Origin of the sequence: Sphingopyxis terrae subsp. terrae NBRC 15098 (assembly GCF_001610975.1) — a bacterium.
Classification (GTDB): Bacteria; Pseudomonadota; Alphaproteobacteria; order Sphingomonadales; family Sphingomonadaceae; genus Sphingopyxis; species Sphingopyxis terrae_A.
The window spans coordinates 924773-945695 of record NZ_CP013342.1; the positions used below are offsets into that span (position 1 = coordinate 924773).

A 20923-nucleotide genomic window follows, 5' to 3' on the forward strand; every position below is an offset into this window, starting at 1 on the left:
CCGTCCTCCAGACCAGCGTCCGGGAAGAATCCTCTGGCCCGTCTCCAGACTGTCAGCGATAAAGCTGCGGTCAAGCGTTTCATACACAGGCATAGCCTTCCGGAGATGAAGCCCCGAAGGCCTCACGCGCAATTTTTCAGAGTAATGGAGTTCGGCAGGGTCCTGCGGTTATCGGCAGAAACAACGGTTCATCTCGGAACTTGTTCCACTCGAAACGCTCGACACTCCTGCTCGACAGGCAAGCCAAGGTCGGCGGTACGTCATCGCCGCGAGGTCGATTCCACTTGCTGTCGGCAAGCCTGCCATCAAGATCGGAGCCAAACAGCTGTTTCATGGAAGCTTCGCTTGCTGATCGCCACGGGTCGCCCCACGCAGCCGCCGCGCAGCAGCTTTGGCATCATCAAGGTTGGAATAGCGATAACCCCCGACTGCATATCGTTCGGCATAGGTCCGAACGATGCCCTCCTCCTCCTCATCCTCGTCGGCCGGCGGGCGCAGGCCTCCGCCCTCGCCTTCCCATGCCGAGCGTGCCGAAGCGGCGTCGATCGCCGCCGCAAGTTGGCCGTTCTCCAGCCCCAACGCACCATAGAAGTCGCGCCCGACCGCGAGAAGGGTCGCGCGAATATCGAAAGGCCGCGGATCAGAGCCGCCCGCAGCGGGATTGTCATGATTTGCTCGCTCGAAGGCCTTCGCCATGAGCAATTCGGCGATAAGCACGTCACTCACGAGATCGTCCATCGCGTCAACCGGGTCCACGGGCGGCGCGACGAGAGCGGCAATGGCTTCGGCGTTGCCGTCCAATCCACGTCGCTCGCGATATTCGTTGATCCGTTTGGCATAATAGCGCGGCAGGTCGAAATTGGGCACCGACTGCCCCTCGCGGCGCGCCCGACCAACCGCCATCAAAGCCATCTGGTGGTGGTGCAGCAGTTCATTGAGGTCCACAAATCGGCTCCTTCGGCGGGAGCACAATGGTCTCTCAGTCGCCAACACGCGGTGGAAGCAGGCGATGCAGGAAAGATGGGGTCCCTGGCAAAGGATTGCAATGAGCAGAGCCAGAGGCGGAGACGGTCGAAGCGCAAATGCGCCGCCATCCGCCGCAGCTTCACGTCTATCGCGCCCCAGCAGGCGGAAACATATCCAGCCCCGGCAAGTCGATGCGCTGTTTCTTTTGTCGCAACCGCAAAAATGACCCGATTGCATCGGCGACGTGCATCTGCCGGGCGGTCGGGCCCCTACCCGGGACGCCGGCCCGCATTGTAGCCCGGCACAAACTCGTAAGCGAAGCGTCCAAAGCCGACGCGCGATCGTCTGGCCCTTACAACCGGGATTTGAAGTCCCATATGGGCAAGATCGCGGCTTGGATTCTGTAGGCAGCCGCGGCTGAGAGACAGCGCGCTCCCGCTTACGAAGGAGCCGCACGATGAAGTCCGACATGGATAAGGAAAAGTCGGCGGAATTGACCGAGCCGAGGGTGCTCAAGCGAAGGTCGTACCGCAGCTTCCGGAAGAGCCAAGAACCCTTCCCGCTCGATGATGCGCGCCGGCAAGGCAATATCAGCCAGCTCGCATTCCTGCTTATGGGCGGCCGCGATCCCGCGGTGGCGTTTCTCAACACCGAAAATACCAAGCTCGGCGGTCGTCCGCTGGTCATAGCAACCGCAAGTGCCGACGGTTACGCGCAGGTGGAGGCCGCCATTCGGGCGTCGGTGCCCGGAGCACCGTCATGAGCCGGGCGATGAACCTGTCGCTGTCCGAAGCCGAAGTACGGCGCCTGTGCCTTGCACAGGGCGTAAGCATCAGCGCGATCGAACCGCTACTGTCGGGAGGCACCCGCCTCGTTTGCACCGCGAGTACGGGCGCCGAGGAAATGCGGTTGCGCCTTCGCGGCCATCTAATCGAGGGCGAGGTCAAACGGTTCCGCTTCTATCGCCCGCCTTCCTAGCGCCGAACGGCCATGTTCTTCGGTGATGGCGTCCCGCTCGCGGCAACTTGCTCGGCGCAGGCGGCGGCACGAATGTGCCGATCGCAAGGCGGCGTGATTCTACTCCGATATCCGAGCCGCGATAGCTTTCGCTCAGATCGTCGCGACAATTGCTTGATGATCACCCGCACGCGGACTGTCAGGAGGCAGTACCGGGAGGTCGCTGCTCCGGAATCGTTGCATAGGGCATGGTCGATATTATCACCCCGCCCTAGCATTGAGCATGGCTCGTCCCCACATCAAGCCTATCGCATTCCATGCCTCGGGCGCAGGTGCGACTGAGAGATTTCCCATGCTCCCGCTCGCGGCTGGAGTCGGGTTCATGGCATATGTTTCGAATAGCCACACGCAAAGGCTTGGGTTGGCACCGGCCAGGGCGCAGCTAACAGGATCTTCCGCGCTGCCAAAGCCGGCCGGGGGATCTGCAGTCGAGAGTTGGGAAAATGAAGGCGGCCGCCTGTCGCGGTTTACGCTTTCCCGAAGGCCTATTCCCTCGGCTCCCGAACCTTCGGTCACCGAATCGGATAGGCAAAAGGCCGAAATTGACTGGCTGACGCATAAACTCGCCGACGACTTTGCCCATGGACGCGTGGGAAAGCGATATAGCACCTATCAGCATCGCTCGCGCGTCATTCGCCAACTCGCGGCTATATGGAAAGCTGACCTGCCCTGCCCCGCCAGGCCAGCTTGACACGGCGCAAGGCCGGCCCAGACGCGAACCTTCTTCCCATAAACATGCACAGATTTCTTCTCGCGGGGACGATTGCCGCGATCGCCCTTGGCCCGCCCGCTGCGGATTCGCGAACGGCGGGAAGCCGCGTCGATTTCGGCGAGATGACCGGGGGCGACCAGCGCCGCGTTTTTCTTCAGGTCCGCGCCAATATCATTGCGCGGCTTACGATCGATTCGATCAACCGCGGATTGCTCAAGCTCGCAAAAGATGACGCCGCTGAAAACGCAATCCGCTACACCGCAACCTTGAACGGCACCGCCATTGATCTGCGCCAGCATTTCGAAACGCGGCTGAATTTGCCTCGAACCATCGCCGGATCGTCGCTGCCCTTCGATTTGCGCCTTGGTGATGTTGGCGCACGTGTCGCCGGGACTTACACCGATTTGCTCACCATCGAATTCAGTCCCCTTTAGCGGTAAATTATGTCCCTCGAGCGAGGCGTAAACCTTGCAAAATCATGCTTTCCTCATCATATTCCTTCAATCGCGGATCCTATTTTGCATGGCTGCGACCGAGAGACGATCGTGCTCCCGCCCACGGGAAACGGACATGGATCTCAAACAGCCCCTTCATCATCACCCTATATCCCTTACGGCGATCGCCCGCGCGGGGCGTGAGAGCCGAAGCATGCCCGCCGTTGGTCTTCCCGGCTGTCGCGTGAAATGGATTACCAAATTTCGCGACATTTGTGATTTCGCCGATCCATGCTCCAATCCAGCCCGCGACTGGGACCTCCTTCTCTTGGCCGACCGGCCTAGACCCCAAACGCAGGGCATCATCTCCCCGTCCCTTCCGTGAACGGTTCGGCGAGAGCCCGACACGGTGCGGCGCGTTCAGACCTGAAAGCGACCGTAACGCCCTTCAACCCCGATGCTGCGCGCCTATATTGCGCCGATGACCGACCAGCCCCTTCGACTGGGCCGGCGAACCTTGATGATATCCGGTGCAGCTGCCGCGGCCAGCGTGCTCGCGCGCTCTTCGGCGGGACCGCTTGCAGGTCCGATGCCAGGCCGCGAGATCGCCGCGGCCCCGCTACCGAGACCGGACACGCAGACTATCAGGGACGCCGCGCTCGATCCGCAGCTGCTGCGCAAGGCGCTCGCAGCGATCGACCGCCATGCCAAATCGATCCGGCATCGCGATCGCATCGCAATCGTCGACTTTTCGGCGCCGTCTTCGGAACCCCGGCTTCATTTCCTCGACGTTGAAAGCGGCCGGGCGTCACGCCTACTTGTCGCGCATGGCAGCGGGTCCGATCCGCACCACACCGGCTATGCCGAACGCTTCTCGAACGCGCCTGGCTCGAATGCGTCGAGCGAGGGCGCATTCGTGACCGGCGATTATTATGTCGGCAAGCATGGCCGATCGCAACGCCTCGCCGGTCTTGACCCGACCAACGATCACGCGATGGAGCGTGCGATCGTCATCCATGGCGCCTGGTATGCGAACGAGGACATGATCGCGGTGCATGGCAAATTGGGCCGCAGCCAAGGTTGCTTCGCGGTCGGTGAGACATGTCTGAAGGCGACGTTCGATCATCTCGGCACGGGCCGCCTGCTGTACGCGGCCCGCGCGTAGGATATGCGCCGAAGAAATAGCTGCGCATTCCTTCCGTAACCGGAACGCTCCCGTGCACTCCAGGGTTAGCTGTCTAAGCCCCCTTGAGGAGAATTATGTGCGTTACGGTATGATTGCCTGTTCGTTGCTTGCCCTTTCCTTCTCGCTTTCCGGATGTAATTCCTCCTCCAACTCCTCCCAATCGGGCGTAACCGCCGAAAATGCCCGCTGGACCGACGCGACGGCCAAACAGCTGCGCAAGGCGATCGATCGCCGCGCCGCGCACGGGCTCGACCGGATGCGCTTCGAGGTGCCCTCGAATACCGAGGATCAGGCCGCGCTCACTCAGAGCGCGCTCGGCTACGCCGCCGCACTCGCCCGCGGCGCGTCCGATCCTGCGAAGCTCAGCGACATCTACACCATCCCGCGGCCGGACCCCAATCTCAAGACTGGCCTCGCCGAGGCGCTCGCCAAGGGCAAGGTCGACGACTGGCTCTCGGGCCTCGTGCCGCAGGATGACACCTATCGCGCGCTCTCGAAGGCCTATCTCGCGCTCCGCAAACCGGGCGACGCCCCGGCGGCGGCCATCCCCGACGCCCCCAAGCCGCTCAATCCCGGCGCGAACGATCCGCGCATCCCCGCGATCGCGCGGCAGCTCGTCGCGTCCGATTATCTCGAGCGACCGCCGGCACAAAGCGAGACCTATGGCCCGGACATGGTGAACGCCGTGCGCCGCATGCAGGCCGATTATGGGATCAAGCCCGATGGCGTGATCGGGAAAGAGGCGCTTGAGATCCTCAACCTCTCCGACAGCGACCGGGCACGGACGCTAGCGGTCGCGATGGAGCGGATGCGCTGGCTCGATCGCAATCCGCCCGCCAATCGCATCGACGTCAATCTCGCCTCGGCGCGGCTTGCCTATTGGCGGGACGGCAAGCTCGCGGACACGCGCAAGGTCGTCGTCGGCAAACCCGAGACCGAAACGCCGCAGCTCGGATCGCCGATCTACCGGCTTGTCGCCAATCCGACCTGGACCGTCCCGCGCTCGATCCAGAGCAAAGAGATCGCAGGAAAGGGGTCCGCCTATCTTCGCCGCAACAATATGATGTGGGAGGACGGCTGGATCGTCCAGAAGCCTGGACCAAAGAATTCGCTCGGGCTCGTCAAGTTCGACATGCAGAACGAGCATCAGATCTACCTTCACGACACGCCAGCGAAGCAGCTGTTCAGCGAGGTGCAGCGCCAGCGCAGTCATGGCTGCGTCCGCGTCGAGGATGCGCTGGGCTTCGCCGCGATGCTTGCGAGGGATGAGGGCATATCGACCGAGTGGGAGAAAGCGCGCGCCATGGGGAAGGAAAGCTTCGTTCCGCTGCCCAAGGCGATACCGGTGCGCCTGACCTATCAGACCGTCCTGTTCGACGAAGCGGGCGAGCCCGTGATCCGCGCCGATCCCTATGGGTGGAACGACCGTGTGTCCGCCGCGCTCGGCTTCCCCGCCAGCGAAGGCCATCGCCTTCGTCCATCGGGGTCAGATGTCGGGCCCTGACCCGGTCAAGACATCGCGGGCAAACAGCGAACACCGGATCCCGCAGCCGTGCTTCCACCCAAAAAAATAGCGCCCGCCCGTGAACCGGCGGGCGCTAGATGAAGATATCTGTCCTCGCAGGAGGAAGAGCTCTTCAGGGTCGCCCGGTGCGATTAGACCGACCAGCGGCGCCGTGTTTGTATCGAAGCGACAAAAAAGACGGATGGTCTCGTCTCGAGCCGCCTCGCACCCGCCTCTACAATTCGAGACGGTCCCAGAACTCCTTCCCGGTCAGCCGCCGCGGCTTTTCTCGCTCGGCAGGCAGCTCGTGCCGCCACGACGGGTGCGGCAGCGGCGGCGCAACGCGGTCATATTTTCCTTCGGGCTTCCGGTCACGGCTCATCGTCGACTCCTCGCCATGGTGAACCTTCTGACAATGCTCAAGTTCCCTTCCCAAAAGGATTTTTCGGGAGCGAGACGAGCTGTCGAAACGGCGGACATGTGGCGCGAATGCGCGTCTTCGCCCGCATGCGCACACACGACCGATCGCCGTCAGAGACCCGCTTTTTCGAGAGCCGCGACAAGCTCGCTATCGACCTCGGCAATGGCGCCTTTCGGCGACAGGCGATTGAGCAGCGTCTGCACGCGCCTCTGCGCGACCTGCAATGCCTTGTGCCGCACTTCGCGGGTCCGGTTGGTCCGCCACGAGCGGCTTTCGCCGAGCAGCGCCGCCCATTTCGCCTCTTCGGCCTCCAGCACAGCGAGCGCGAGACGGACGCCGTCGCGCTGTCCGCGAGCATAATCTTCACCCACAGCCATACTCCGGGACCATCGCATGCCGCAGCGAAGCGCTCACTTGCCTATCGCGCGGCAGACTTGAGGCGCGCCACCACATCCTCGTCGCGGATCCGGCGCCAGCGCGCCTCGACGAAGCTGTGCACGCCGAACAGGAACAAGCCCGCGGCGACGAGCGGATAGAGCCATTTGTTCTCGGTGAGCGAGGACAAGGCATCGCCGAGGCCCTTGACCTCGCCCGCCGATCCGAACCACCCCGCCTTGACGAGCGAGATACCGATCACTGCGAACACCACCGCGCGAGCCGCGAGACCGGCGCGTCCAACGGGTACGACCCATGACGGCGCTCCCGGCGCGAGGTCGCGCATGAACTCGGTGGTCCAGGCCTTGGTCGCCTGCTGAGCCGCGGCCGCGACAAAGGCGAGACCGATCAAGCCGAGCAGGGTGCCGCCCAGCGGCATATCGAGCAGCATTCCCGCCGCTTCCTTCTCACGGCCGCCGCTGGATGCCTCGCCCGAGGCGAGGCGGGCCGCCGCCCAGGCCAACACAAAATGGGCAAGCCCGCTTGCGGCATAGCCGACGCGGATCGCGATGCCCTTGGCATCGCTGCCCCTGCCTTCGCTGTCGAGCGCGGCGCCGTAGAGCCGGTAGGCGCCGTAGAGTGCAAGCCCCGCAGCGAGCAGCAGGAGCAGCAGCATGCCCGCCGGCATGTCGCGAACCGAGCGGAACACGCCTTGCGGACTGGCGTCCGAAGCACCCGCGCCGGTCAGGGCAAAAGCGGCAAGAAGACAATAGACGACGCCCCGCGCGCACCACCCGGCGCGGGCGAAGGTCTCGAGGTGCCTCAGTCTGTTCATCGCGCCTGCTCCCATGATGGTGATGCAGGTCGAACGTCCCGCGCGTGCCGTTGTTCCGGCGCGCGCTGCGGGCACGCAAGCGACATGCAAGCGCTGCAGAAGGATCTCGCGCAAAAAGAAAAGGGCGCCGGAGACCGGCGCCCTTGATCCTGCCCTTTAGGGGAGGCAGGCTTATTTTTTCTGCGTGTCGCCAACGCCGCTTTCGGACGGAGCGATCTCGCCATTATGGTCCATGGCGTTCGCCTTTTCCTCGCCCTTCTCTTCGACGATATCGGCCTTCTGTTCCATGGCCTCCTTCGCGGGACCCTCGGGCATTGCGTCGGCCTGGTCGTCGATGGCTTCAGCCTTGGCTTCGGCCTGGTCTTCCACCTTGTCGGCAGCTGGGCTCTGGCAAGCGCCCAGCGCGAGAGCGGAGGTGGCGGCAAGACCGATCAAAAGCTTCTTCATAATGTCACTCCCTGTTTGAACCAGATCGCAAACGCAGGGCGCGGGATTGCGTTGCACGCGGCGCAGGCGGAGGGAGCGAGCCAGACGAAGGCGGGCGCCAATGGGCGGCGCCGCGTAAAGCTTTGCGTCCAGAGGACCGGGCTCCGTCAGGACGAGTGAGCGAAGGCGTCCGCAACAAAATCTCGCCCAAGGCGCAGGCCCACGGGATCGACGCTATGCGCGACACCATAAGAGATGTGCGTCGTCACATCGATCCCGAGACGTTTGAGCTCGCTCTCGGACATATGGAGCGCGGCAATCGGCACCACCGGATCCGCGGTTCCGTGCACCAGAAGGACCGGGGGTTTGGGGAGAGCGTCATGCCCCAGCCCCAGCGTGCCGGCGAGCATCCCAGAATAACCCACGATGGCTGCGACTGCGCGCGGCCGGCGCAGCCCGACGTGGAGCGCCATCATCGTCCCCTGGCTGAAGCCGACCAGCGCAAGATCGGCATTTTGCCAGTTCCAGGAGCCCCCAAATGTACAGGTTTATTCTCGCGGCGAATATCGCCGCCATCGCCCTTGTTCCGTCCGTCGCCGGCGCACGAACGCAGTCGCAGGCGACCTGCGAAGAACAGCGCTCGACGCGCGTCGTCGCCACCATCGGTGGCGCGGCAGCCGGCGGGGTGCTCGGTAACGTCGTCGCGGGACGCGGCGACAAGGCGGTCGGCACCGTGGTCGGCGCTGCCGCCGGAGCTGTTATCGCCAACCAGATCGCCAAGCCGACGCGCGATTGCCGCGACGCCTTCGGCTATTACGACGATCAGAATCGCTGGCACGCCACGGGCGTGAACTCCTCAGATGCCCGCGGCTATTACAATCGCGAGGGCATATGGGTCGATGGCCCGCCCAACGGCCGATATGGCAGCGATGGTCGCTGGGTCACTTATGCGGCGTCCAGTCGCGGCGAAGGCGACTATCGATCGGGCGGCGAATGGGTGCCGGCATCGGCGAATGGCTACTACGACCGTAACGACACCTGGGTGCCGGGTTCGGCCGGTGGCCGGTATGATGATCGCGGACGCTGGGTCGGAACGGCTGCCTCCGCACCGCAAAATCGCCGCGACGATGCCTATGGCTATTACGACACCACCGGCGCCTGGCATGCGACCTCAACCGCGCGCGGCCGGGCCACCGGCTATTATGACCGCGACAACAACTGGGTCACCGGAACCCCGAACGGCTATTACGACGAGCGGCGCAACTGGATCCCCCAGCGCGAGGACGGCACCGCGAGCGGCAGCTATGACGGCCAGAACCGGTGGATACCGGCTTCCTCGGCGGGCTATTATGATGACAATGATCGCTGGATATCCGGTGCGGCGAGCGGCCATTACGATCCGCGCGGTCGCTGGGTAGCGGGCGTGACCGTCGGCCATTATGACATGAACGGTCGCTGGATTGCCGGTGCTGCGAACGGACGCCGCGATGCAAACGGCAATTGGGTCGCCGATCCGCATCCGGGCTATTATGATCGCAACGGCCGATGGAACGCCGGCACGACGACCGGTTATTATGACGCCCGTGGGCGCTGGGTTCCTACCGGGCGCGAGGGCAAGGGCAGCGACTATGGGACGAACCGTCCCGCTATTCTCTCGCAGCTCGCCAACCTCGACCAATATGTCCGCACCGCCCGGTCGGAGCGCACGATCGACAACCGGACGGCCATCAGTGCCACCCGCGAGCTGCGATCCATTCGAACCAGCGAGCGAGCCATGCGGCATGACCGGATGGATCAGTTGTCGGCACGCAACGAAGCCGCGCTGCAATCGAGGATTGATCGCCTGAATCTTCGCCTGCGGCTCAACCCGCAGTAAAACGAACGCCCATTAAAGGGGATCTGCCGCTTCCGCTCGGTGCGGGGGCGGCAGCCTATCGTCCCTCGGCGACGAAATGTTCGAGGCGGCATTCGGGGGTCTCGAGCCGGGAGCCCCGCTCCGCTCGAACTATTTCATGCAGATTAGGTAAAGCTCAACAAAGCAGCGGCTGGCCGATGCACGAACCGCTCCGCGGATGGGTGCTAGCCTCGATGTAAAGAGCCCCAGCGAGCGCCGCGCCTGATTGAACGCGGGCGGCCCCAGAGGCAGACCCTTTCGACTCCTTTACGTGAGGAGTCGAACGATGAACGAGCTTATCCAGATTGGCCCGATCAGCCCGCTGCGCCAGCGGCTGATCGACGACATGACCATGCGCCGCTTCTCGAAGGAGACGCAGCGTAACTATCTGCGCGACGTCGGGCGGTTCGCGACCTGGCTGGGGCGCTCGCCCCACACCGCCAGCGCCGAGGATATCCGGCAGTTCCAGATCGAGCAGCGACAGGCGGGCGTCCCGGCGCCGACCATGAACAGCATTGTCGGCGCGCTGCGGTTCTTCTTCACGCACACGCTCGACCGCCCCGATCTCGCGCGCAAGCTCGTCCGCACCAGGCAGGTTCGCAAGATCCCGGTCGTGCTGACCATGGCCGAGGTGAAGCGCCTGCTCGATGCAACGCGCTCGCTCAAGCACCAGGCCGCGCTCTCGGTCGCCTATGGCGCGGGCCTGCGCGTCGCCGAGGTGTCGGCGCTGAAGGTCAGCGATATCGACAGCAAGCGGATGCTGCTCAGGATCGAGCGCGGTAAAGGCGGCCGCTACCGCAACGACATGCTGCCCGAAGGCCTGCTCCTGCTCCTGCGCGACTGGTGGCGCGCCGGACGACAGCAAGGCATCCTCGTTCCCGATGGCTGGCTCTTCCCCGGACAGAGCGCCGCGGCTCCGATCAGCACCCGCCAGCTCTACCGCGTCATCGTCGAGGCCGCCGAGGCCGCGGACATCGACAAGCGCGTTGGGCCGCACATCCTTGCCAAGCGCCACCAGCTCGGGCGATGCCTTGACCGCCGACATCACCGCATCGAACTGTTCTTTGCCGTCGCTGTGCCGATGGACTAGAACGAACAGCCCACCGCCATCTGCCTTCTTGTAAGGTTTGGGGCCGGGTTTGAGCGCCTTGAGCGCGACGTTGGTAAGCATGTTGGTACCTTCCCCCGTGGCTGCAACTTCGAATCCTGCGCACGGAAAATTTGTTGGTAAGCGCGAAATGCGTACCAACAAATTGACCAAAAACGGGTCGAGCTGCAAGGGGACGACCTGAGCGGAAATACGATTCCGTCTCAAGATAACTCATTGTTTCTATTGATTTAGCTGAGACGCCCTGCGGCCTAGTGAGCGCTTCTGAAAACACCGGCTGGCTGGGGCGGCAGGACACTCAGCCAGTTCAGGCATAACTATTTGAAATAAAGGAATTTCTGCCCTCACCTTCTCCGGTGTCGCCACGCCGGGGTGCTTCCAAGGGGGCCACGGCCAATGACGCGCATCCAAAACAGCATCCGCAAGGACGGAACCTATTATTTCCGCCGCATCATCCGTTTAGGCAACGATAAGCCTTTCCGGATACGCTTGTCGCTTCGGACAACGGACCACTGCCGGGCGCGGATCATGACGCCCACGCTGGTCGTGAAGAGCGAAGCGCTACGCATGAGCATGATGCAGACGATGAACCGCGATGGATTGACCGCCGATCAACGGGCCGAGATTTTTCGGCGTCAGATGCTCCGCGAGCGCGATCGCCTCGAAGCCGGACACGCGCAATTGCAACTCGCCGATCTTGGCGACCAGCTCCCGGAAGAGGCGCTCGAAACCCACCTCGACTTAAGCGAAGCTGTCAGCGGCGACCTTGCGCGCAACGGCGAGACGGGTCCGCTTCTTGTGATCCGTATCCCGCCGGAGGATCCGGAAACGGGCGAAGAACCGCCCATCGAGATATTGACTTGGGAAGACTATATCGGCGCGCTCGCCGGTGAGGACGCCAACGCTTTAGCGCCGCTCCATCTCAGCGACCTGCAAATCCCGCTGTCGCCGCTCAATCTTCAAATGGCCAAGCGCATCATCCACCAGGCCAGCGTTCAGGCGATCAGGGAATATCGCGAGATCGTCGCTAATCCCGGTGCGGTTTACCTGCCAGCCCTCATGGCCCCGCCCGCGCCCTATGTCGCGCCCGCACCGGCGCCGGCCCTGTCGGCGCCACGACCTCCGGCCGCCGATGCGCTTATCAACGCTACCGACGGATCCCCGTCGCCGTGGCGCACAATGACACCGTCCGAAGCCGCAGCTGCCTTTATCGAGGCCAATCCGCGCACCGGCGGTCTTGACGGCAACGCGCGCAAGAAGGGACCGAGTTGGACCGAGAAAACCCGCGAGCAGTTCAAGCTGCCGGCGCTCCTGCTCGAGCAAATCATGGAAGGACGGCCACTCGCCAGTGTGACGGACATCGATCTCGGCAAGCTGAACGCGCACTTTAACCGGCTGCATGGTCCGAGTTTCCGCAAGTCCCCGAAGCATCGAACCATGACGATCCAGGAGATTGCGGACCAGACCGACGCGCTCGTGCGGGCGAAGAAAATCTCTGAGGAGGAAATCGGCCTCGGCATCGGCACGACGAACCGGCATTGGGGCTTTCTGCGCCAGCTCACCGACTGGTTCGCGCGGCATCACAATATCGTGAACCTCGATTATTCCGCCTTTATCATTGCCGATGACCGCGACCCCCGCACGCTCCGCGATACCTATTCCATCGAAGAGGGCAGACAGCTGTTCGGCTTGGCGCCATGGTCGGGGAGCGCGTCGATCAGCCGCAGGTTCGCGCCGGGCAAGACAATCGTCCACGACGCCTGTTACTTTGTGCCATTGATCGCTTGGTATACCGGCCTCAGACGTGAGGAAATTTGCGGGCTGGAGCTGGCCGATATTGAGCAGGAAGATGGCATTTGGCATTTCAATATCCGCGACAACACGGTTCGGAAGCTCAAGACCAAGACATCGAACCGACTCGTTCCTTTCGCGGATGAGCTCGTGCGACTGGGCCTGCCGGACTATGTGAGGGCAATGCGCGATGCCGGGGAGACATTGCTTTTTCCCGAGCTGACCGCCGAGAGTGGCAAGGGAACGCTGGGCGATGCTTTTTACAAGCTGCACTGGGTCAAAATTGCATCGCGCCTACCTTTCATAGAGCGCGGGCAGGCCATGCATTCATTCCGCCACACGCTGGCCGACGAACTCAAAGCCAACATGGTCGATCAAGAGGTGCGCGCTGACCTTGTCGGCCATAAGATCAGCTCCGAAACGGGCGGCCGCTATTCCAAGGCCACGCGCCTCGCACATTTGCGCGATGCGGTGGCAAAGGTGCCGGTGGTTACGGAGCACCTTGAAGCTGCACCGATTTCGCTGCTACCGCCAGCAAAGCGGAGACCTCGCCGAGCGCGCCAGCATAACGATTTGCTCAGTAATTGAAACTTCACGAGGGCACCGGGAACCGCCAAGGCCCGGTGCCACGCCAGGCAAACGGGGGACTTTTCGCCGAGAGGCCTCAATTATCTTCGGAATCCTCTTCGATGATCGTCCAAAACTCCTTGTAGCTACGATGTATTTCAACGCGGCCGATAAGCGCCCGGTTCGCGTTCGCATATTCGAGCTTCGAGGGAGTATCGAACCCTTTACGGATGGCTGCCGAGAGGCCCTGCAATATGCCCGGGCTCATTGTCAGCTGCTGCTCCGGCAATTTAAGTTCTTCGGTGAGGCGAGCAACAACGCCCGCGATGAATGAAAGGCTACGCGGCACGATGGTGCCAGCAAACTCCCTGGCGCGGCCGAGCTGCCATTCCGCCGTTTTCGTTCCATCGGGATTGCCACCAAGCTTCCGTTCGATCGCGTTGAGCGGTTCACCGGCGATCCAGGCTTGCGCAGCCGGACGCAGGCGCTCGATCGCTTCGAGATCGACGGCCCGCTCGCTATGGCGCCCGATGGCCGCATTGATCGCACGCTGTGTATCGACAAAGAGATCGTGACGCGCGTCGGTGTCCGCCTTCAGCCAATCAAGCATCCAGTCGAGCCAGCCGGCTATGGTTTCGGGAAGTGCTCCTGAATCGGCAAGCAGCCGCAGGCGCAGCCTGTCGAGCAGATCGATCGCGAGACCACTCTGTGAAGCCAGCAACACCGCTTTCTCGTCGGGCACCTTCTCAACGACGGCGCGGGCCGCGCTCCACAGAAGGCCTACCTTGGCCATATATGTTGCTTCTTCGTCCTGCTTACGGGCGCGACTGGCTGCAAAAGATCGCACGAGGAGATTGGTTGGCGCGATAGCGTCGCCGTCGGCTGCGCTGAGCGCCGCGACGCGGTTGATGGTGTATCGAACATCCCGATCTTCCAAATGGCCCGCCATCACACGATCGAGAACGGTTTCTAGCGGATCGACGATCGTGATGCACCGATCGTCTTCGGGCAGCACCGATCGAAGCTTGTTGCGGAGTTTCTTGCTGAGATCGCTCCCCGGACTGAATTTAATGAGCGGCTCGGGAATGAGAAGGACAACCCCGTTTGCAAGATGCCCGGCGCGTCCGGCTCGTGCTGCGGCATTGAGAAGCTCGTGCGCTTCGAGATCCTCACGCTCGCCGTCATCACCGCTGCGCTTGTCGCCGGCAAGGATCGCAAGCTCGGCTGGAAGATTGAGGCCTTGTGCTAAGGTTGGCGTCGCCACAATGACTTGCGCACCGCTTCGCCGCTTGAACAATTGTTCAGCCAGCATCCGCTCGAGACGAAGCATCGCTGCATTATGTGGGACCGCGCCATACCCCTCGTTCCCGAAAATCGCGTGTCGCGCGTCCCCCAGCTCCAAGCCGATTGCATCGAGGAGCCGCCGATCGTCCGCATTGAGTCGCACTGCCTCCAAATGCTCGGCAATATCGGCGGCCGTGCGAACCGCGTCGGCTTTCGTGTTGACGAAAATGATCGTCTTCAGTCCCGCGTCGCAGGCACCGCGCGCGATTGCAGCCGCGGTCTTGTTCGAATTCGGCGTCGCCCAAATCCGGTTGCCATCTGTATTCCCGGCCAATTCCAATGCGCCGTCGGTCACCCGCGTCAGACTAACCGCAGGTTTTCCCCGCATCCAATTATGCTGCAGGCCCCACAGCACCCAAGGCTTTGCGACAAGCTTGCGCCTCGCCGCCGCGCGAAGCCCTAAGGACTTTTTGCCCTTGGCCACGTCGAGCGCGACCTGAGTCGAAACAGCTGCGCTTTCGACCGCATCGATATCGTCCGCGTCATAGACTACCACCCCACGCGCCTGCCGGCTCGGTTTCCATAAAAGATCGACCGCCTCGCACGGTCGCTCGGTGAGTTCCGCGATCCACTCTGCAAGCTCGTCGCCGTTCTTGAGCATTGCCGAAAGGAGAAGAAGGTCCGCATCGGGGGCCGCGGCTTGGAAAGCTAGCAGGCACAGCATTGAATCGAGCGCGCGGCCTATCTTCCGCGACGGGCTAAGAAGATGGCACTCGTCGAACACGAGCAGCCCGACCTGTGCGAACGCCTTGGGCGCAAACGACAGCATCGCGAGACAGCGTTCGGGCGTCATGACCTCGATATTCTGGAGCTGCGCGTCGTCAAGAAGAAGGGCGTCGAAATCACTGGAAATCTCGAGCTGGAATTCGTCGGCAGGGAATAGAGCCTGAAGGTCGGTCGTGAGTTGATCGACAAGCGCGTGCGTCGGCGCGAGAAAGATGACCTTCTTTCCGCGCGCTAGAGTTCCGGCGATCTTTAGAACGCTGACAGTCGTTTTGCCTGCCCCGGTTGGCAGGACGAGCACCGCCGACTTTCCCGTTTGCTCGAAGCCTCGCCCGATTGCCTCCCGATGATTGCGCCAGACATAGGGCGTGCTCTTCGCTCGAAACCCCAGCCAACGCTTCCAGAAGCCCGTATCGGCACCGGCAGGCGCCGGAAGTCGGGTAAGAGAGGCTTCGGCAATACCACGCGATGCTGAGAGGAGGAGCGATGCGAGGTGCGCGGGACCTGCGTAATGAACCGTAAGGCCGATCGATCGGAAATCGGCGGGCTCGCCAAGGCCGGAGCCGGAAACGCTGCGTTCATTAGCGGAAGAGCAATAGGCCTGAACCTTCCGGAACAGGGTCTGCGCTGCTTCAAGTTCGTCATCTTCGGTCTCGATCGCCAACATGTGACGCGCGAGGTGTTCGATACCCCGAGACAGGGTTGCAAGTAGGACGGTGAATGCCCTGCTTTCGAGCCGCCGCGGGGGTGGCCGCGTAGGCTCTCTTTTCTGGTCGCGCGCCGCCCGCTCGGTGATCGCATGCAAGTCCCCGCGCGCCAGCTGTCGCACAAGACGCGTGATCTCGCCCACCTCGGGCAAGACCCTCGACTCGGCGAGCTCGACGATCGCCGTGCCCGCTTCGTGCGCGTCGGCATATTGCTCGGCTGACAAAAAGAGCAATGCCGCGGCCACCGAAGCATCGACCCCGTCGCGATCCACCGGCATGGCCGGGGCCAGCATCTTGTTCTGCGGCGAAAGCTGCTGAGGCCGTCTCCGCGCCAATATCTGCTGGGCGGTTCCCGCCACAAACGCCGCCGCGCGGCGCATCTCTTCATCCTCCTCAATCGACGCGACGATCTCATACACGTCAGCGATACGCTCGACCGGCCAAGCCTCATCGCGCGCGACGTCGACCGTTTCCTCTCCCTCGAGGCGCTGCGACACCAATGCCGCATAATGCCGCGTCAGCATCGCAGGCAGATCGCTGGCGTCGAGCCCGGGCAAATCAGGGGCCGCGGCGAGCAGCGCGGCCGTGCGACTATCAAACATCGTCGTCCTCGTCGTCTGCCGCAAACTGCTGTTCGAAATCGTCGAGCGCGGAGATCACATGCCGGGCAAGCCCGTCGAACCATCGTCTTACATGGCTGTCGATCACAAAGGTCACGCCGATACGCTGGCGTTGCTCGATACCATCCAGTTTTGAATAGCCTTTGAACAATGCCGCGCGCGCAGGCGCATCGTCGACACCCACCGTCGTGAGCGCAGCGCGATAGCTGCGATATTTCGGATCGAGCACGCGTGCCGCGGCCTTGGTCGCCCGCGTCCCGTCCAGCCCGCTTTCGCGGATCAGCGCAGCGGCATTAGCCACCAGATCGCGCCCGCGCTTGTTCGCGTGATGCTCACCAAATGCGCGGAGAACGTCCCGTCGAAACAGGGTTCTTGCCATTGCCGTGCATTTGTCCTCGCAGATCGTCGCATTGACGACCTCTGGCTTTTCAGCATGCAGCGTGACGATCAAGCCATCGAGGCCATGCGAGGTTGCATCGAGATGGGGGTCCTTCAGAAAGGATCGCGCGTCGAGATTCTGGCGCGCCGCAATCCACGAAATGCATTCGAAGAGAAAGCCGTCGCGATGAGCTCGCGACGCGAGGCGCTGGCGGAAAGTGGTGCCCCGAATGCCCATCTGCGCCCTTGCCGCGGCAACCAGCTCCGCGTGGGAATAAGCCGCACTGTCAGGTTCGAGATCTTCGATGATCCGCGCTGCATGATGGACCTGCCCCAGCGCGATAACCGCGATGACGCGCGCAAGCTTCTTTTTCTTCGGCACCGTCCAGCGGATGCCGGTCACATCGTCGTCGATCTCGACATGTGCAGCATCAATAACGTTCAGCTTCTATCCCCGGATCGATCTTTCAGCATTCGCTTCTGCGGGGCGATGACTTTCACGCTTCGCATATAGTATCGCCTCCGCCAACTCCATCCCGCCAGCCACACGCCGAAAAATCCCTGCGCAGGTTCAAGTATAAAATTCGTAAAAATCTGCAATCTATCTTCCATTGCATTGTGTATTATTTGGTTTGTCAATGGCGACAATCTTTTCGCCATAAGATAGCCAAGGCGCTCTATGAAGTTACAGGGCTCGCAAAACTCGGAAAATTTCGACCATCGCGAGGCTATCGAGCTTGCAATAATTTTTGAGTTCGGTGGCTAGGCGGGTCCGCTCTGCTGGATCGGACGTCTCGACCATATGGATCCACGCTTCCATCGCCCCGGCTCCATCATGCACCGCGCTCGGATCATACTGTAGATGTGGGCAGAGGATGGGCAGCACTTTCTTAATCGATGTCGAACCCCCAAATCCGGGGTGGACATAATGCGCCTTGAATGGATCCATGAGATCGACTGTTCGCTCGTTTATCCCGGCAAGAAACGCCGCGGCGTCGGGCAGGAGATCTGCCATGCGGTCGTTGCATCCCTTCTCAAAGCTTTTGTTCCATACAATCGCGCTTCCCTCGTCCATGAAGGCCGCGCGCATGGCCGCTACGAGATCGGCCTGCTGGCCTGGTCCGTCTGCCAGAAACTCGGCGTGTTCAAGCCTGCCGTCGGCCGCCAGCCGATGGAGCGAGAATTGGACCGGCATGGCTTGCTGCGGCTGGTGTCCGTCGGCGATCGGAACGGCGGCGGCGAAGGTCTCATAATCGTAAAAATGGAGCGGCCACTGCAGGGGCTCAAGAAAGGCGCCGATCGCCTCGTGGTCGATCAGCGGCTCCCCTGACGCGAGCGCACGCCAGATCGGCAGCTGCGCCGGGGTCACATCCTTTTCCGTGACATGGTCGATGGCAAGGCGCTGCTCGCTGTCGAGCGTCTCAAGTCGCTTTCGCGAGATACGAGGCAGCAAATAGGCCGAGTTTTCGGGGATATCGGGATTGAAATAAGCAAAGGATGCACAGTGGCCCGCCTTACCGATGTGTCGACAGGTGCATCCCTGCTCGTCGATCAGATCGACTCTGATGAGGGCAATCGCCGCTTCGATCTCCTCATTGATCCCGGCTGATCGTGCTCGCACCTCGGACGTGACGTCGACGATCACGAGCAGCGCTGCAGGATCGATGGCGCCGTCGCGCGCATATTCTCCGTTCACATGCATGATATAAACCGAGCGCACACTAACCCCCGAGCGCTCGGCCACCAAGGTTTGGAAGCAAGCGTCGTCGACATGGTCCTGCCCGCTGCTGCTCTTCAAAGACGTCGACCCCTTAATTTCGTAAAGGTCGATCACGCCTCCGCCAAGATCGTGGACGAGATCCGCGCGTGCATAGAGCGAGCCTGCGTCAAAGACCCGCTGGAAGGTGCAGTCGTCATGATGGGGCCATGTTGCGACGAGCTTTTTCGCTTGGGCTTCGACCAAATATCCGTCCGCCATGAGCATGCGATCGAAGGCGCTGGGCGCCGGCCAGTTCACGGCGTCGCGCTTGCGGTGTTTCAACCACCACCCCTTGGCGCAGCTTCGATACTCAAGAAAATCCGATTTGCTGATCTGAATCATCGCCCCGTCCCCTTGCGATCGCCCCTCCCCCCGATTTGTCGATCACGGCTGATCAACAGTCTAGCTTGATCCGGATGGATCGAGCACATTCCACCACAAATCGCCGGGTCATCCTATGGGAAATGCAGCTTATGTTCATTTCGGACCAAACGGCTAGCGGCCGAACGCGCCCAGCATTACCGCAGTTAAGCGGCAAGGACCGAAGTCTGCTTTGAGGCGCGTAGGACGAAATCAAGCAGCCATCGCCCGACGACCTGCTTCGACAAGAAATCGTCGTCGTCGCGCTTGCAGTTCTGCAACATAGCCGCGTCCCTCGCGCAGCTCGATGATCCGGCGGAGGAGGCGGTCTGTGGCGACATTGATATTGGCGCGACCATCATGGCACCGCCGCCACCGTGCGAGTAGCAACGCAACGCCAATGGTGTCGCATTCGCAGGCTTCCTGCACGGCATCCCACGCGCCCGCGTAAATGAGCCCCGTGACCGCAAACGCCGGTGCGGTCATCTTGGCCGGAATATCCAGCGCAGCTAACACCTCGGCCAGATGAATCGGCTTCATCTTGAACCCGCCGGTCACGATGCGAGCGAAATCGAGATGGCGAGCAGGATCATTGCCACCGAACGACAGCCAGCGCCAGCTGCGGGGAAGAGTCAGGCCGTGCTTGTAGGCGGCCATCATGATCAGCGGAATGTCGTGCACCATGCCCGCCCACGTCACGAGCTCGGCGTCTGGCCAGGTCTGCAGCAACTGGAACAGACCGGCCACGATCGCCCGCTCGTCATGGTCCGGCTGGCTCAGCGTCACGAACTGCGCGATATCCAGGTTACCGTCGGCATGCTCGGTGAGCACCATGATAGAGGCGGTGACGATGGTCTGGAACACCCAGCGCGGGCAGGTCAGTGGATCTTCGCTGCGCGTATAACCGCGGCGCGCGGGCCGGTTGTTGTCGTTACCGGGGCTATACCTCTCCGTGGCCTGGTAACGGCGATGGCCGCTTTCATCGATGACGGCGGACTCGACGTCCAGCACGATATAGCTGCGCGGTCGGCGTTCAACGCCGATACGGGGTTCGTATTTCATGGATATTTCCTTGGAATGCGCGGCAGGCTCGGCCTGCCGCGATGTTCAATGGTTTGGAGAATGATGGGTGCCAAAACCGACCCAGACTAATCGTCGCTGGAGCGCGGCTGGAACATGGCCGCCTTGATCCGAGAGCGCGTCTTGGCGGCGACGCGTTCTATGCGGGCCAAGGCTCGCCGATGTCCGCCCGCGATGTCGGAGGGCGCACCCGCCAGACACTCGAACGCGCCGTCGTTGCCGAGCCGGATCGCAACTTTTCCGCACTCCGACACCAGTATGACCGGCGCATTGTTGTCGCCGGACCAGGGTCGGCAGCGAAAGATGTGGATCAAATGCTGGTTGCGCATGACTGCCAGATATTCTCGCGGCTGGGACATGCCGACATGGGCCTGACCCGCATAAATGATGTCTTGGCCCAGCAGCATCGCGCGGAGAACCAGTTCGCGCACGATCCCGCCGTCGATCGCGCCACCGGTGCCGAACTCGATTGATGGAGTTAGCTTGTGGTCCGCCGGAAAGCCCATTTCGTGGCGCAGAGCCCAAGCGTGCTTCTCGTGCTGCAGCGCCTGCATCATGGTGTCGTTCATGCAATATTCCTTACTTTTGGGTGACGGCCGCTTTGGCCGGAGCCTTTTTCCGCTCTCTCACGGTGCTCAATCCCGCCGCATCGGCGGTGGCTTGCGCCTGTCGGCGCCATGCAATGGCCTGAGGCCGTCGATTTACCGGATGTTCAA

Annotated in this window: 20 protein-coding genes; 9 read left to right on the forward strand and 11 right to left on the reverse strand. The window is 62.2% G+C overall.

Annotated features, from left to right (window positions below; genetic code table 11):
- Nucleotides 1-330: 330 nt before the first annotated feature.
- Entirely contained in the window at nt 331-945 is a 615-nt protein-coding gene (locus AOA14_RS04505; protein ID WP_202988384.1) for a hypothetical protein, read from the reverse strand.
- A gap of 478 nt (nt 946-1423) precedes the next feature.
- Between AOA14_RS04505 and AOA14_RS04510 the strand changes: the two genes are divergently transcribed.
- The 5 genes from AOA14_RS04510 to AOA14_RS04530 all read left to right on the forward strand — a co-directional run bounded on the left by AOA14_RS04510 (nt 1424) and on the right by AOA14_RS04530 (nt 5819).
- On the forward strand, nt 1424-1729 hold the full coding sequence (locus tag AOA14_RS04510) for a hypothetical protein (RefSeq protein WP_202988385.1): 306 nt from the start codon (nt 1424-1426) through the stop codon (nt 1727-1729).
- A complete protein-coding gene (locus tag AOA14_RS04515) occupies nt 1726-1944 on the forward strand; it encodes a hypothetical protein (RefSeq protein WP_062900941.1) in 219 nt (72 codons plus the stop codon). Before AOA14_RS04510 ends, AOA14_RS04515 begins: the two co-directional genes overlap by 4 nt.
- A gap of 774 nt (nt 1945-2718) precedes the next feature.
- Nucleotides 2719-3129: a hypothetical protein gene (locus AOA14_RS04520; protein ID WP_062900942.1), complete on the forward strand. Its 411-nt coding sequence runs from the start codon at nt 2719-2721 to the stop codon at nt 3127-3129.
- Between the two features lie 520 nt (nt 3130-3649).
- A complete protein-coding gene (locus tag AOA14_RS04525) occupies nt 3650-4294 on the forward strand; it encodes a murein L,D-transpeptidase catalytic domain family protein (protein WP_082820031.1) in 645 nt (214 codons plus the stop codon).
- Nucleotides 4295-4391: 97 nt separating this feature from the next.
- Nucleotides 4392-5819, forward strand: coding sequence for a L,D-transpeptidase family protein (locus AOA14_RS04530; protein WP_238929726.1), 1428 nt, complete (start codon nt 4392-4394; stop codon nt 5817-5819).
- A 235-nt stretch (nt 5820-6054) separates the two neighbouring features.
- Here the strand turns inward: AOA14_RS04530 and AOA14_RS19640 are convergent, their stop codons facing one another.
- The 5 genes from AOA14_RS19640 to AOA14_RS04550 form a co-directional block, all read right to left on the reverse strand.
- A complete protein-coding gene (locus AOA14_RS19640) occupies nt 6055-6201 on the reverse strand; it encodes a hypothetical protein (protein ID WP_202988386.1) in 147 nt (48 codons plus the stop codon).
- Nucleotides 6202-6350: 149 nt separating this feature from the next.
- Nucleotides 6351-6617: a hypothetical protein gene (locus AOA14_RS04535; protein WP_238929727.1), complete on the reverse strand. Its 267-nt coding sequence runs from the start codon at nt 6615-6617 to the stop codon at nt 6351-6353.
- A 41-nt stretch (nt 6618-6658) separates the two neighbouring features.
- A complete protein-coding gene (locus AOA14_RS04540) occupies nt 6659-7450 on the reverse strand; it encodes a DUF1206 domain-containing protein (RefSeq protein ID WP_202988387.1) in 792 nt (263 codons plus the stop codon).
- Between the two features lie 171 nt (nt 7451-7621).
- Nucleotides 7622-7897 (reverse strand): hypothetical protein, encoded by a 276-nt coding sequence (locus tag AOA14_RS04545; protein ID WP_062900945.1) that lies wholly within the window; start codon nt 7895-7897, stop codon nt 7622-7624.
- A gap of 146 nt (nt 7898-8043) precedes the next feature.
- Complete coding sequence (locus tag AOA14_RS04550; RefSeq protein WP_062900946.1) at nt 8044-8352, reverse strand: alpha/beta hydrolase; 309 nt, start codon at nt 8350-8352, stop codon at nt 8044-8046.
- 62 nt (nt 8353-8414) lie between these two features.
- Here AOA14_RS04550 and AOA14_RS04555 point away from each other — a divergent pair, with 62 nt between their 5' ends.
- The 3 genes from AOA14_RS04555 (at nt 8415) to AOA14_RS04565 (ending at nt 13257) form a co-directional block, all read left to right on the forward strand.
- Nucleotides 8415-9752, forward strand: coding sequence for a glycine zipper 2TM domain-containing protein (locus AOA14_RS04555; protein WP_062900947.1), 1338 nt, complete (start codon nt 8415-8417; stop codon nt 9750-9752).
- A 304-nt stretch (nt 9753-10056) separates the two neighbouring features.
- The gene (locus tag AOA14_RS04560) at nt 10057-10860 is read left to right on the forward strand and encodes a tyrosine-type recombinase/integrase (protein ID WP_238929728.1); all 804 of its coding nucleotides are present in this window, start codon (nt 10057-10059) and stop codon (nt 10858-10860) included.
- Nucleotides 10861-11274: 414 nt separating this feature from the next.
- Nucleotides 11275-13257, forward strand: coding sequence for a site-specific integrase (locus AOA14_RS04565; protein WP_062900948.1), 1983 nt, complete (start codon nt 11275-11277; stop codon nt 13255-13257).
- 76 nt (nt 13258-13333) lie between these two features.
- Here the strand turns inward: AOA14_RS04565 and AOA14_RS04570 are convergent, their stop codons facing one another.
- Both AOA14_RS04570 and AOA14_RS19645 read right to left on the reverse strand, forming a co-directional pair.
- On the reverse strand, nt 13334-16612 hold the full coding sequence (locus tag AOA14_RS04570; RefSeq protein WP_062900949.1) for a DEAD/DEAH box helicase: 3279 nt from the start codon (nt 16610-16612) through the stop codon (nt 13334-13336).
- Nucleotides 16605-17081 (reverse strand): hypothetical protein, encoded by a 477-nt coding sequence (locus tag AOA14_RS19645; RefSeq protein ID WP_202988388.1) that lies wholly within the window; start codon nt 17079-17081, stop codon nt 16605-16607. Before AOA14_RS19645 ends, AOA14_RS04570 begins: the two co-directional genes overlap by 8 nt.
- Here AOA14_RS19645 and AOA14_RS19650 point away from each other — a divergent pair.
- On the forward strand, nt 17064-17522 hold the full coding sequence (locus tag AOA14_RS19650; protein ID WP_202988389.1) for a hypothetical protein: 459 nt from the start codon (nt 17064-17066) through the stop codon (nt 17520-17522). The two genes, AOA14_RS19645 and AOA14_RS19650, sit on opposite strands and share 18 nt — an antisense overlap.
- Before the next feature lie 171 nt (nt 17523-17693).
- Here AOA14_RS19650 and AOA14_RS04580 read toward each other — a convergent pair whose 3' ends face one another.
- From AOA14_RS04580 to AOA14_RS04590, 3 genes are all read right to left on the reverse strand, one after another.
- Nucleotides 17694-19109 carry a DUF2779 domain-containing protein gene (locus tag AOA14_RS04580; protein ID WP_062900951.1) on the reverse strand — a complete coding sequence of 472 codons (1416 nt, stop codon included), beginning with the start codon at nt 19107-19109 and terminating at the stop codon, nt 17694-17696.
- A gap of 231 nt (nt 19110-19340) precedes the next feature.
- The gene (locus tag AOA14_RS04585; RefSeq protein ID WP_062900952.1) at nt 19341-20189 is read right to left on the reverse strand and encodes a 3'-5' exonuclease family protein; all 849 of its coding nucleotides are present in this window, start codon (nt 20187-20189) and stop codon (nt 19341-19343) included.
- 86 nt (nt 20190-20275) lie between these two features.
- Complete coding sequence (locus AOA14_RS04590; protein WP_062900953.1) at nt 20276-20776, reverse strand: hypothetical protein; 501 nt, start codon at nt 20774-20776, stop codon at nt 20276-20278.
- Nucleotides 20777-20923 lie beyond the last annotated feature (147 nt).